The 13,203-nt window shown below is 68.3% G+C and carries 12 protein-coding genes; 8 read left to right on the plus strand and 4 right to left on the minus strand.

Annotated elements, in window-relative coordinates; genetic code table 11:
* Both ABRP18_RS15110 and ABRP18_RS15115 read right to left on the minus strand, forming a co-directional pair.
* On the minus strand, window positions 1-1,503 hold the full coding sequence (locus ABRP18_RS15110) for an arylsulfatase (RefSeq protein ID WP_113681074.1): 1,503 nt from the start codon (window positions 1,501-1,503) through the stop codon (window positions 1-3).
* A gap of 87 nt (window positions 1,504-1,590) precedes the next feature.
* Entirely contained in the window at window positions 1,591-2,484 is an 894-nt protein-coding gene (locus tag ABRP18_RS15115) for a formylglycine-generating enzyme family protein (protein ID WP_179516081.1), read from the minus strand.
* A gap of 77 nt (window positions 2,485-2,561) precedes the next feature.
* Here ABRP18_RS15115 and ABRP18_RS15120 point away from each other — a divergent pair, with 77 nt between their 5' ends.
* Window positions 2,562-2,873: an NIPSNAP family protein gene (locus tag ABRP18_RS15120; protein ID WP_046747632.1), complete on the plus strand. Its 312-nt coding sequence runs from the start codon at window positions 2,562-2,564 to the stop codon at window positions 2,871-2,873.
* A 2-nt stretch (window positions 2,874-2,875) separates the two neighbouring features.
* Entirely contained in the window at window positions 2,876-3,448 is a 573-nt protein-coding gene (locus tag ABRP18_RS15125) for a GNAT family N-acetyltransferase (protein ID WP_113681076.1), read from the plus strand.
* Between the two features lie 49 nt (window positions 3,449-3,497).
* Here ABRP18_RS15125 and ABRP18_RS15130 read toward each other — a convergent pair whose 3' ends face one another.
* The gene (locus ABRP18_RS15130; protein WP_349884940.1) at window positions 3,498-3,998 is read right to left on the minus strand and encodes a MarR family transcriptional regulator; all 501 of its coding nucleotides are present in this window, start codon (window positions 3,996-3,998) and stop codon (window positions 3,498-3,500) included.
* A gap of 96 nt (window positions 3,999-4,094) precedes the next feature.
* Here ABRP18_RS15130 and ABRP18_RS15135 point away from each other — a divergent pair, with 96 nt between their 5' ends.
* On the plus strand, window positions 4,095-5,195 hold the full coding sequence (locus ABRP18_RS15135; RefSeq protein ID WP_193761301.1) for an LLM class flavin-dependent oxidoreductase: 1,101 nt from the start codon (window positions 4,095-4,097) through the stop codon (window positions 5,193-5,195).
* 11 nt (window positions 5,196-5,206) lie between these two features.
* Complete coding sequence (locus tag ABRP18_RS15140; RefSeq protein WP_349884941.1) at window positions 5,207-5,860, plus strand: NAD(P)-binding domain-containing protein; 654 nt, start codon at window positions 5,207-5,209, stop codon at window positions 5,858-5,860.
* Here ABRP18_RS15140 and ABRP18_RS15145 read toward each other — a convergent pair whose 3' ends face one another.
* A complete protein-coding gene (locus tag ABRP18_RS15145; protein ID WP_349884942.1) occupies window positions 5,861-6,688 on the minus strand; it encodes an SDR family NAD(P)-dependent oxidoreductase in 828 nt (275 codons plus the stop codon).
* 122 nt (window positions 6,689-6,810) lie between these two features.
* Here ABRP18_RS15145 and ABRP18_RS15150 point away from each other — a divergent pair, with 122 nt between their 5' ends.
* The 4 genes from ABRP18_RS15150 to ABRP18_RS15165 all read left to right on the plus strand — a co-directional run bounded on the left by ABRP18_RS15150 (window position 6,811) and on the right by ABRP18_RS15165 (window position 13,192).
* Complete coding sequence (locus ABRP18_RS15150; protein WP_349884943.1) at window positions 6,811-7,365, plus strand: hypothetical protein; 555 nt, start codon at window positions 6,811-6,813, stop codon at window positions 7,363-7,365.
* 66 nt (window positions 7,366-7,431) lie between these two features.
* The gene (locus ABRP18_RS15155; protein ID WP_349884944.1) at window positions 7,432-10,368 is read left to right on the plus strand and encodes a YhgE/Pip domain-containing protein; all 2,937 of its coding nucleotides are present in this window, start codon (window positions 7,432-7,434) and stop codon (window positions 10,366-10,368) included.
* Complete coding sequence (locus ABRP18_RS15160) at window positions 10,365-12,545, plus strand: YhgE/Pip domain-containing protein (protein WP_349884945.1); 2,181 nt, start codon at window positions 10,365-10,367, stop codon at window positions 12,543-12,545. Before ABRP18_RS15155 ends, ABRP18_RS15160 begins: the two co-directional genes overlap by 4 nt.
* On the plus strand, window positions 12,542-13,192 hold the full coding sequence (locus ABRP18_RS15165) for a TetR/AcrR family transcriptional regulator (protein ID WP_046747624.1): 651 nt from the start codon (window positions 12,542-12,544) through the stop codon (window positions 13,190-13,192). Before ABRP18_RS15160 ends, ABRP18_RS15165 begins: the two co-directional genes overlap by 4 nt.
* Window positions 13,193-13,203 lie beyond the last annotated feature (11 nt).

A 13,203-nucleotide genomic window follows, 5' to 3' on the forward strand; every position in this document is an offset into this window, starting at 1 on the left:
TCAGGAGGCGCCCGCGGTCGATGACTCCAGCTTCGACATCACCTGATTGATCGTGAAGGACGCCGACTTCTGACGGGCGGGGAACTCGGCGAGGGACTGCAGCATCCGGCCCACGTAGGCCTGCGCCGGCACGAACAGGAAGACGTGGTCGAGCACCCAGTCCCAGTAGGTGTTCGAGGTGATGTCCGCGCGCTCATACGGGTCGGTGCGCAGGTTGAACAACTTCGGGAATCTCAGCTCGATGTACGGTTCCTGCCAGACCTGCAGCGTTCCCGCGGCGCGCTGCTCGAGGAACACGAGCTTCCAGTTCTCGAAGCGCAGGGCCGTGAGATCGCCGTCGTCGGAGACGTAGAAGAAGTGCCGACGCGGACTGTGCTCGACGGCGCCGGTGATGTAGTCGAGCTGGTCATGACCATCGAGGTGCACTGTGAACTGCTCGCCGTGCAGCTCGGTCCCCGCTGCCAGCCTCTCCGCGATGTCACCGTCACCCACGGCCGCCAGCAGCGTCACGAACCAGTCGTTGTGGCTCACGATGCCGTTGAGAGTCGTCCCCGCCGGGATGCGTCCGGGCCAGCGGACCATCGCCGGCACTCGATACGCGCCCTCCCAGTTGGAGTTCTTCTCGTTGCGGAACGGCGTCATGCCCGCGTCCGGCCAGCTGTTCATGTGGGGTCCGTTGTCGGTGGAGTACATCACGATGGTGTTCTCGGCGAGGCCGAGCTCGTCGAGAAGGTCGAGCAGACTGCCGACGACGTCGTCGTGATCGAGCATCGTGTCGTGGTAGTTCGACTGCCAGCGGCCGGCACGCCCCTTGCTCTCCTCCTTGGTGTGGGTGCGGAAGTGCATATGCGTGGAGTTGAACCAGACGAAGAAGGGAGTGTCGTCCTCTGCCTGGGTACGGATGAAGTCGGCCGCCGCGTCGCGGAACTCCTCGTCGACCGTCTCCATCCGCTTCTTCGTCAGGGGGCCGGTGTCCTCGATGCGCTGGGTGCCGTCGCCGTTCGCCCAGGAATGGATGACGCCGCGCGGACGGAACCGCTCGCTGAAGCCCGGGAACTCCTCGTCGGTCGGGTAGTCCGGGTGCTCCGGCTCCTCCTCGGCGTTGAGGTGATACAGGTTGCCGAAGAACTCGTCGAAGCCGTGCGCCGTCGGCAGGTGCTCGTCGCGGTCACCGAGGTGGTTCTTGCCGAACTGTCCCGTCGCGTAGCCGTGGTGCTTGAGTGCGTCGGCGATCGTGGGGTCTTCGGGCTGCAGTCCCAGCTTCGCCCCCGGCATCCCGACCTTGGTGAGTCCGGTGCGGTACGGGTTCTGCCCCGTGATGAAGGCCGCGCGCCCGGCGGTGCAGCTCTGCTCGCCGTAGTAGTCGGTGAACTTCACGCCCTCGTCGGCGATCCGGTCGATGTTGGGGGTCCGATAGCCCATCAGACCATCGGAGTAGGTGCTCAGGTTGCTGATGCCGATGTCATCGCCCCAGATGATGAGGATGTTGGGCTTCTCAGCCATGGGAGACTCCTTGCTTCAACCGGTGAGGCGAGGGCGATCACCCTCGGTCGAAGCCAAACAGTTCCCCTCACGGAAACCCAGCGGGTCTCACTCGGAGCGGGTGAGCCGGAACCCGATGTGCGACATGCCCGTGTCCTCGGCCTGCGGCGAGCGCGCCGCCGGCCGGAAGCGCAGGCAGTAGTCGGGCGAGCAGAGGTGCGATCCGCCTTTGAGAACGCGGCGCGGGATGTCGGGGAATCCCTCCTGCGCGCTCGCGGCGGCCAGGAGGTTCGTGCGCTTGCCGGCATCGACGGGGGTGTCCGAAAGGCGGAGGTGGCGCGGGGTGTAGAAGTCGGTCGTCCACTCCCAGACGTTCGCGATCATGTCGTAGAGGCCGTAGCCGTTCGGAGGGTACGAGCCGACCGGGGCCGTGCCGCCCACCCCCTGGTTGTCGTAGGGGAAGCGTCCGAGCCACGAGTTCGCCTGCGCGACGCCGCCCGGGTAGGCCTCGTCACCCCATGCGAAACGTGCACCCTCGAGACCGCCGCGGGCCGCGTACTCGTGCTCGGCCTCGGTGGGCAGTCGCATCCCCACCCAGTCGGCGTACGCGACCGCATCCTCGAACGCGACGTGCACGACCGGATGCTGCAGCCGGTCGTCGATCGACGAGTCAGGGCCGAACGGCCGACGCCAGTACGCTCCCGGCTGCCAGCGCCACCAGTTGCGCCAGTCCCCGAGGTTCGTCGGGCCCGACGTCGGCGTGAACACCATGGCCCCGGGCACGAGGTCGGCCGGATCCGCACCGGCGAAGGCCGCGGGATCGAGTGGACGCTCCGCGACCGTGACGTACCCGGTCGCATCGACGAACTCGGCGTACTGGGCGTTGGTCACCTGGTAACGATCGATGAAGAACGAGGCGACCTCGCGCTCGTGCACCGGGCGCTCATCGGGGTAGAAGTCCTCGGATCCCATCAGGAACGTACCGCCGGGGATGTGGACCATGTCGCGGGAGTTCGTCACGAGACCGAGCGTAGTGTCCGGTTCGCCCGCGGTCCGGGTGATCTGGGAAGATCATCCGCATGATCACCGTTCATCTGCGCTACGAGATCGATCCGGACAAGCTGGACGAGTTCACCGACTACGGCCGCACCTGGATCCGTCTCGTCGAGAAGCACGGCGGCACCCACCACGGCTACTTCCTGCCGAGCGAGGGCGACAGCGACGAGGCCTTCGCCCTGTTCACCTTCCCCTCCCTCGCGGAGTACGAGGTGTATCGGACGGCATCCAAGACCGATCCGGAGTGCATCGAGGCCTTCGACTTCGCGCGCAGGACGCAGTGCATCCGTCGATACGAGCGCCGCTTCCTCAGCCCGGTCTTCGACGGAGCGTAGGCGTGGACGCACCGGCCGTCGACGTCTCCGCGCTCACGGACGTCGCCACCCTGACCACCCCACGGCTGCGACTGGAACCGCTCGGCATCGCGCACATCGACGGCGTGTGGGAGGGGCTGTTCGACGAGGAGAGCATGCGGCTCACCGGCACGCGCCAGACGTTCACCCGCGAGGCGGTCGTGCGGCATCTCGAATCGATCGGCGGCAGGGACGACCGCGCGGACTGGGCGATCATCGACCTCGAGACCGGCGGGTACGTCGGCGAGGTCGTGCTCAACGAACTGGAGGTGGACGATGCGGCGATGAACTTCCGCATCGCCCTGAACCCCGGTCGCCTCGGACGCGGCTTCGGCACCGAGGCCACGCACGCCGTTCTCGACCACGCGTTCGACCGCATCCGGCTGCACCGCGTGAGTCTCGATGTCTTCTCGTTCAATCCCCGCGCCCAGCGCTCCTACGAGAAGGCCGGGTTCCGGTACGAAGGGCGGCAACGCCACACGCTGTTCTGGGACGGCGAGTGGGTCGACTCCATCCTCATGTCGGCGCTGAGCACGGACGAGCGCCCCGCACGCTGATCGGGAGGAGACGGAAGGTCGTCCGCCCAGGCGGGACCTCTGATCGGCGCTACCGCCGACCCGGCCCGTCGTCCCCGTCCTCCCTCTCGAGGTCGAGGTGCCGACGCAGGGCGGAGGTGATGTCGTCGAGGTTCGCGAGCTGCTCCGGGGACAGCGCGTCGACGAACACGTCGCGGATGGCGCGGAGGTGCGGCACGTTCGCGGACCGGAACGCGGCGGCGCCCTCGTCGGTGAGGTGCACCTCGACCCCGTGCACCCCATCGGCACGTGGGGCCCGTCGCACGAGGCCCCTCTTCTCCATCCGCCCGAGGTGGTGCGAGAGGCGGCTGCGCTCCCAGTCGATGAGGGCAGCAAGCTCCGACGACCGCGCCGTGTGTCCTGGCGCTTCGCTCAGGGCGAGGAGCACCTGGTAATCGCCGGTGGAGAGCGCCGACGACGTCTGCAGTCGGGCGGCGAGTCGTTCCCGCAGCGTCGCTGACGTCTCGACGAAGCCTCGCCAGACGCGCAGCTGCTCGGGTGTCGGCGTACGGCGATGACGTTCGTCGGTCATGCGACCTCCTGGGAATTGATGTGTCAATCCTACGGTTGCAGGCTATTGACACGTCAATCCGGAGTGGCCGGTGACGCGAGAAAGGTCGTGGCGGACATGAAGGAACTCGAGTTCGGACTGAACTCCTTCGGCGAGGTGGCGACGGACGCAGGCCGGGTCATGTCCGACGGCGAGACGGTACGGCTGCTCATCGGCGAGGCGCAGCTGGCGGAGTCCGTCGGCCTCGACGTGTTCAGCATCGGCGAGCACTACCGCGAGGGGCAGGTGGATTCCGCGACCCCCGTACTGCTGGCTGCCGCGGCGCAGGCGACGTCGACGATCGGGCTCGGCACGTCGGTGACCGTGCTGTCGACGCAGGATCCGGTGCGGCTGTACCAGGAGTTCGCCACGGTGGACGGCATCTCGAACGGCCGAGCGCAGCTCATCCTGGGGCGCGCATCGGCGATCGAGTCGTTCCCCCTCTTCGGCTACGACATCGCGGAGTACGAGCAGATCTTCGAGGAGAAGCTCGACCTGTTCCTGCGCCTGATGCGGGAGGACAGCGTCACCTGGAACGGCACCTACCGCAGTCCCCTGGAGAACGTGCGACTGCACCCTCGGATGCCGGAGGGCGGCATCCCCGCGTGGATCGGCATCGGCGGCAGCCCCGACTCCGTCATCCGTGCCGCCGAGCACGGGCTGCCCCTCATGATGGCGATCATCGGCGGTCGTCCTGAGCGGTTCGCCGGGCACGCACGCCTGTACCTGCGCGCACTGGAGCAGTTCGGTCGGCCCGAGCTCCCGATCGGGCAGCACTCGATCGGCCTGATCGCCGACACCGACGACGAGGCCAAGAACGTGCACTGGAAGTTCTGGGAGCCGGTCGTGACGCAGATGAGCAAGGAGCGCGGCTTCTATGCACCCACCCTCGAGCGCTACCGGGAGGAGGTCGACACCGGCGCCCTCTACGTCGGCTCCCCCGAGTCGGTCGCGCACAAGGTCGCGGCGGCCGTTCGCAGCAACCACCTGTCGCGGTTCGACCTGAAGTACGACATCATGCACCTGCCGAAGGATGTGCGGGAGCGCAGCATCCGTCTCTTCGGGGAGGTGGTCGCGCCGCGCGTGCGCGAACTGCTCGCGGAGGACCCGGGAGAGGGCGCGTTCGCCGACCCCGGTCTCGCCCGCATCACGAAGGACGACAAGGCCGTCCACGCCTGAAGGAGAGCGTCATGAACGACACGATCGAGACCATCGGGATCCTCGGCGCCGGCAAGGTCGGCACCACGATCGCACGCCTGGCGCTGGCTGCGGGCTACCGCGTGCTCATCGCCGGCTCCGGCGCTCCGGAGCGCATCGCCCTGACCGTCGACGTGTTCGCCCCCGGTGCGGTCGCGACGACAGCCGAGGAGGCGGCAGCCGGAGCGGACGCCGTGATCCTCGCTCTCCCGCTCGGCAAGTACCGCACCCTTCCGGTCGAGCAGCTGCGCGGCACGCTCGTGCTCGATGCCATGAACTATTGGTGGGAGACCGACGGCATCCGCGACGATCTGAGCGATCCGCGCACCTCGACCAGCGAGCTGGTGCAGGAGCACCTCTCGGGCGCACGCGTCGTGAAGGCACTGAACCACATGGGCTACCACGACCTGGAAGACGAGGCCCGACCGGCAGGAGCGCCGGGACGGAAGGCGATCGCCATCGCCGGGGACGACGCCTCGGACACCGCCGTCGGCGCGGCGCTCATCGACAGGCTCGGCTTCGATCCGGTGGTGATGGACACCCTGGCATCGGGAGCCGCATTGCAGCCGGGCACACGCGCCTTCGGCGCCGACGTCACGGCGGCGGAGCTGCGCGGGCTGATCCCGCAGCAGGTGGCGGCGCGGTGATCAGCCCGCGGCGATCCACGGGCGGGTGAAGTCGAGCACCGCGCCGCCGTCGGTGTCGGCGAGCGAGACGCCGACGAATCGCGTCGCCCCCTCCGAGCTCTGCCAACGGAACCGGTACTCGTCCGCCAGCGCTGCGGCGGCGATGGCGGACCCTGCCGATTCCGCTGTCTGCGCGTTCGCGAAGGCGCCGGCGGTCCGTGCGATGTACGCATCCAACAGCGCGCCGTAAGGTCCACCGCCTTCCGGACGCACGGCGTTCTCGACGAAGGCACTCGCGACTGCGGCCGGCTCGATCACGCTGACCCCCACGCCGAAGCGCTCGGCGACCACCGCCAGCGATTGCATGAATCCCTCCACGGCGAACTTCGCCCCGCAGTACGCATCGGCGAACGGCTGCCCGACGGCCCCGCCCACGCTCGTCACGGTGAGGATGCGACCGGTGCCGCGCTCGCGCATGCCGGGCAGCACGAGTTTGGCGAGGTTGACCGGTGCCAGGTAGTTCACGTCCAACTGCGCCTGGATCTGAGCCATCGTCAGCTGCTCCGCGGTGGCGACGCTCCCCTGCCCCGCGTTGTTCACCAGCACGCGGATACCGCCGAGCTCGGCCTCGACCTCGGCCACCAGACGTGCCGCCGCCCCGTGGTCGACCACGTCGAGGGCGCGCACGTCGAGCTCCACGCCGGCCACGGCCGCCGCCTCCCGCAGCGCTGCGGCCTTCCCCGTGTCGCGCATCGTGGCGACGACGTGCAGCCCGTGCCGTGCCAGCTCGACGGCGGCGTGCAGCCCCATGCCCGATGAAGTGCCGGTGATCAGTGCGATGTCGTTCATGGGGTGACTCTAGACCTGTCGCCGCTGACCGGGCGAGAGCCCACGGCTAGGATCCCAGGAGCGCGACGACGCGGCCCGTCAGCGGCCGATCACGACGCGCACCACAGACCATGGAGGCACCGATGCCCAGCTCCCCCCGCCTGCGCGCGAGCGCGCTCCTCCTCGCCGGAGTCCTGGCGTGCGCCGGGTGTTCCGCCGCGATCCCGAGCGCGCCGACGGCCGTCGGCGACGGCTTCCCCGGCACCTGCCTGCCGGCGGAGGTCTCGTGGCCCTCCGACTTCCTCGAATCCCTCCCCGGGGAGTCCGAGGCGATCGGCGGGCGCATCGTCGGCCTTCGCCTTGAGTGGGTCGACGGGGATTTCGTCTGGCGCCTGCGCAGCGCCGACACCCGGCACGACATGTTCGGCGAGCCGGTCGACGATCCGAGCTTCGGCAAGGAGTCCCTGGTCGATGTCCGCACGCTGGAGGTCATCGCCACGGGCGAGACCGAGCTCACCGCAGCGGAGCAGCAGATGGACGGCAGCAGCGCCTACAGCGCGGCCCAGCTCTCGGGTGAGACCTATCCGAGTCCGCTCATCGTCGAGATGGCGCGCGTCATGAAGGACGGCGCACCGTCGTGGCAGCTGACGATGTGCGATACCGCGACCAACGAGATGACCGGCACCACTCTCGACTGATGTGCGCGACGCCGTTTCTTCAGCTAACTTGCACGTTGGTGTGCACGTAATGTGTAAACTCGTCCTGTGAAACAGAGCTGGCGGGTCTACAAGCGCGACGTCAAGAGACTCTCCCGCGTGCCCAAGGCGTGGATCATCATCATCGGCGTGCTCATCACGCCGGCCCTGTACGCGTGGTTCAACATCAACGCGTTCTGGGACCCCTACGCCAACACGGCGAACATCCGCGTGGCGGTGGTCGATCTCGATGAGGGCGCCACCTCCGATCTCACCGGCCACATCGACATCGGCGAGCAGGTCACGACACAGCTCGAGGACAACGACCAGCTCGGGTGGACGTTCATGGGCGAGGACGAAGCCCAGGAGGCCGTGAAGAGCGGCGACGTCTACGCCGCCATCGTCATCCCGGCATCGTTCAGCGAAGACCTGATCAGCATCACCAGCGACGACTTCACGCAGCCGGCGCTGAAGTACTACGTCAACGAGAAGGCCGGGGCGATCGCCCCGAAGATCACGGATGTCGGCGCCTCCGAGCTCGACAAGCAGGTCACGAGCGCCTTCAAGGAACAGGTCGCCCTGGCGGCGACGAACGCCCTCAAAGACGTCGGCGACTCCACCGAGCTCCGCCTGTTGAACGCGAGGGACAACACCCTCGACGCCTTCGACCAGGCAGCGCAGACACTCGCCTCGGCTCGAGAGAACCTCGCCGAGACGCAGGACGGTCTCGCCTCCTCCCGCAACACGCTCTCGTCCGCACGGAGCACCCTCGGCGACGTCGACACGACCCTCGGTGACGTACAGAGATCGCTCGCCCAGACGCAGTCGATCATCGCCGAGACGCAGAAGGAGGTGATCACCTTCACCGACAGCGCCACCACCGCGTTCCTGCAGGGGACGACCCTGCTCGCCGACGCCTCCTCGAAGGCGAACGTCTCCATCACGCGCCTCACCCAGAGCCTCGAGCAGGCAGGCGTGCGCATCGATGCCGGTATCGACGACGTCTCCACCGTGCTGAAGGCGAACGAGGCGGCAGCCGCCCGGTTGCAGGCGCTCCTCGACGACACCGACCTCAGCGAGGACACGAAGCAGCGCCTGACCGAGGTGATCGCCTCCCTGCAGGAGCGCAACGCCACCGACCAGCAGCTGCTCGCCGACCTGAAGACCCTCAAGGCCGGCGCCGCCGACACCGTCGGCTCGATCCAGGCGACGGCCGATGCCGTGGACCGCGCGATGCAGGACACCAGGGACGCGTCGTCCTCGATGCGCGACATCCTCACCGGCACCGTCCCCGCGCTGAACAGCGCCATGGCGCAGCTGTCGGCGAGCGTCGGCTCGTTCTCCGCCGCACTGGATGCGCAGAAGGGTGTGCTCGCCCAGGCGGACCAGCTGCTCGGCGGACTGGACTCACAGCTCGTCGCGACCTCCGCGGCACTCACGAGCTTCGACGGCGACCTCGCCGGCATCGAACAGGGCCTGCAGACCTCGCGCACCGACGTGGTCGCGCTGAACGCCGCATCCGAATGGGGTCTGCTCGGCACCCTCACCGACCTGGAGCCCGAGCAGATCGCCCAGTTCATCTCCTCCCCGGTCGAGGTGGACGAGCACCTGGTGTTCCCCGTCGACACCTACGGCTCGGCGATGGCAGCACTGTTCACGAACCTGTCACTGTGGATCGGCGCTTTCGTGCTCATGGTCATCTTCCGCGTCGAGGTCGACACCGAGGGCGTTGAGGGCGTCACGGTGCGAGAGGCCTACTTCGGCCGCTTCTTCCTCTTCGCGACGCTCGCCGTCGGCCAAGCGCTGATCGTGTGCACCGGGAACCTCATCATCGGGGTGCAGACGGTCAGCGCACTCGCCTTCGTCGGCACGGGTGTGCTCATCGCCCTCGCCTACGTGAGCATCGTCTACGCCCTGTGCGTGGCGTTCGGGCACGTCGGCCGCGGACTGTGCATCCTCCTCGTGATCATGCAGATCCCCGGCGCCTCCGGCCTGTACCCGATCGAGCTGATGCCAGGCTTCTTCCGCGCGATCTATCCGCTCCTGCCGTTCTCCTACGGCATCGACGCGATGCGCGAGACCATCGGCGGTTTCTACGACGGTCACTACTGGCGCTTCCTCGGTGCCCTCGCCGTGTTCGTGGTGCTCGCCTTCCTCATCGGACTCGTCCTGCGCCGCCGTCTCGCGAACTTCACCCTGCTCTTCAACCGACAGGTGCTCGCCACCGACCTGCTCATCGGCGAGAAGGTGCAGGTCGTCGGGAACGGATACCGGCTCACCGACGTGATCCGCGCCCTCTCGAACCGCAGCGACTACCGCGACGATCTGGCACGGCGCGCCGAACCGTTCACGCGCCGGTACCCGATGCTGTTGAAGGGCACGGTGCTCACCGGGGTGGCGGGCCTCGTCGTGCTCGGTGTCCTCACCTGGGCTCTCCCCGGATCCAAAGCCCTGCTGCTGGGCCTGTGGACCCTGTGGATCCTCCTCGTCATCGGATTCCTCGTCGCCATCGAATACATCAAGCACAGCTTCGAGAACGGTGCCGAGGTCGCGGCGCTCGACGATACCGAGCTGCGCCGCCTCGCGCTCGCCGGACCCGCAGTCCGGGACGCGGCCCTGCCCGTGGGGACCGCTGCCCACGACGTGGCCACGACCGCTCCGCTCACCAGGACCGCGCCCGCTGCCGATACCGAGACAGCTGCCGACACCGCGCCCGCTGCCGACACCGAGACGGCTTCGGGTGCCGAGGCACACGCGCTGCTCACCGAGTGGTTCGAGCCGGAAGGAGAAACGGAGTCGGTCGAGGAGCCCGAGGGCCCGGCCCCCGAGCCCGACAGCTCCGCAGCCGCCACCGCTGAGGGCCGACCCGCAGAGCGCCGACCCGTCGAACCCGACACCGCGCCCGAACTCACAACTGAAGACGACACGGCCGAAGAACACACCGCCGAAGCAGACACCGCCGAACAAGACACCGCCGAGCGAGCCGAAGGGGAGGACCGCGCGTGAAGAACATCCTGGATCTGACGCGCCGCGACGTGCGTCACGCCACCCAGAACGTGATGGCCTGCATCGTTCTGTTCGGCCTCGTCGTCATCCCCTCGCTGTTCACGTGGTTCAACGTCATCGCCAGCTGGGACCCGTTCGCCAACACCAAGGATCTGAAGATCGCTGTCGCGAGCACGGATGCCGGGTACGAGAGCGATCTCGTGCCGATCCGCGTGAACGTCGGCGAACAGGTGCTCTCCCAGCTGCGCGGGAACGACCAGCTCGACTGGGTCATCACCGACGAGCACGATGCGATCGACGGGACGAAGTCGGGCGAGTACTACGCCGCGATCGTGCTGCCGGAGACCTTCAGTGCCGACATGCTGACGTTCTACGCCGACGGCGGCGACCGCACGCACATCGCGCTCTACACGAACGAGAAGAAGAACGCCCTGGCCCCCAAGATCACGGGGCAGGGTGCGGAAGGCGTGTCGTCCGCGATCAGCGACACGTTCGCCCAGACCCTCGGCGATGTGGCGCTCGGCCTCGTCTCATCGATGTCGGACTATCTCACGGATGACGACACGCAGGCGGCGCTGAACCGCATCGAGGCGCGACTCGGCAGCGTCGGGGACCAACTGCGGTCCGGGGCGACGACCGCCGACACGTTCACCGCTCTGCTCGAGGCGAGTCGTCCTCTGTTGGAAAGCGCCTCTGGCCTGGTCGGTTCGACCGGCGATGCGTTCAAGGACACCTCTGGCGCCCTCGGCAGCGGTGTGGATGCGGCGGGCGCTCTCAAGTCGACCCTGCAGACGGCCGCGCAGTCGCTGGCGGACGCCCTCGCGGCGACGTCGAGCAGCTACGACGCCGTCGGTCAGCGCATCGACGAGCTGTACGCCGGCGCGGACTCGCTCAGCGGAAGCCAGGTGCAGGCGATCACCACGCTCGCCGAGCGCGTGCAGCAGCAGATCGACCAGTACCAGGCCGTGAAGAACACCTTGGAGACCCAGGTCGGACCGAACCTGCCGGATTCCGCGCAGTCCGACTTCGACGCGGTGATCAGCCGACTCGACGAGGCCATCGCGCGCCAGCAGGCCCTGCAGCAGCGGCTCCAGGACACGGCGACGCAGATCGCGGCCGGCAACGACGCGGCGCAGGGCTCCCACCAGGAGATCAGCGCCGCGATCGCCGACGCCAAGAACGCGATCGCCGACGCGCGAACCGCGTACGACGACGGGCTCAAGACGAAGCTGAACGCCCTCTCGTCGACGCTCGCGCAGATCGGCTCCGACGTCTCGGCGATCCGCTCCGACCTGTCCGGCATCACGTCGGGTCTGTCCGGGGCGTCCGACTCCGTACTGTCCACCCTGTCCCGTGCCCAGGAGGCCACGACCGGGCTGTCGGCGGCGCTGAACTCCCTGGCCGACAGGTTCGACGGCGTGCAGCAGTCGATCGGAAAAGCCGCCGACACCGGTGACCTCAGTGCCCTGATCGGCGCGGACCCCGGTGTGCTGGCGACCTCGATCGCCGAGCCCGTGCGTCTCGACCGCACCGCGGTGTTCCCCGTGGCAGGCTTCGGCGCAGCCATGGCTCCGCTGTACATGATCCTCGCCCTGTGGGTGGGCGCTCTTCTGATGACCGTGACGATCCGCACGGACGTGAACGCCGAGACGCTGCCCGACCGGCCGGAGCTCACCCCCACGCAGAAGTACCTCGGCCGCTACGGCGTCTTCGGTCTGGTGGGCCTCGCGCAGAGCACGCTCCTGACGCTCGGACTGATCCTGTTCGTGCAGATCGAACCGGCGCATCCGCTGCTGCTGATCCTGGCGGGGTGGGCGATCTCGACCGTGTTCACGCTGATCGTCTACACCGCGGTCGTGGCGTTCGGCAACGCGGGCAAGGCATTGTCGGTGCTGCTCCTGGTGATCCAGATCTCGGGCTCGGGCGGCGCCTACCCGCTGCAGTTGCTGCCGGACTGGTTCCAGAGCATCAGTCCCTTCCTTCCCGCGACCTACGCGGTGAACATGGTTCGCTCGGCGATCGCCGGCGTCTATCAGGGCGACTTCTGGTGGTCGCTCGGTGCTCTCGCGCTGTTCATCGTCCCCGCTCTCCTCCTCGGTCTCGTGCTGCGGCGACCGCTCGTGAACTACAACCGCAAACTGGTCGATGCCCTCGCCTCGACCAAGGTGATGTCGTGAGCACCGCGACTCCGCGAGACGGGCAGGAGACCGCCGCTCCGGCTCCGCGCCGGCGTCGCGATGCCCTGGCCAACCGAGAGTCCCTGCTGCGGGCGGCGCAATCGGTGCTCGCGACCAATCCCACAGCCTCCCTCGATGCGATCGCGCAGGCCGCGGGTCTCACACGCCGAGCCGTCTACGGCCACTTCGCCGACCGCGACAGCCTGCTGCGCGAGGTGATCGCGGTGGGGGCGCAGCGCTTCAACGCGATCGCCGAGACCACGGACGAGTCCGATCCGCGCGTGACCCTGGCGCGGATGGCGACTCGGCTCTGGCGGGAGGCTTCGGCCGTGCGCGCTTCGGCGAACATCGCACTCGACGACGCGCATCTGGCCGACACGGTCCGCGCCCTGGCTCCGCTGCGACGACGCATCCGCGACCTGACCGCAGTGGGGGTGGGATCGGGAGCTTTCCGCGGCGACATGCCCCCTGAACTGCTCGCCTTCCTGATCGAGGAGACGGCCAGGGCCACGCTGCGCGAGCTGCGGCTGACCACGACCGACGCCGACGCGACCGTCGTGCGCGTGGTGCTCAGCATCGTGGGGCTCTCCTGGACCGAGCAGGCCGAGCTCATCGACGCGCATCCCGAGATCTTCGCCCGGGGCTGAGCGCCTGCTGA

The organism is Microbacterium sp. WHRI 7836 (assembly GCF_040223885.2).
Taxonomy (GTDB): Bacteria; Actinomycetota; Actinomycetes; order Actinomycetales; family Microbacteriaceae; genus Microbacterium; species Microbacterium oxydans.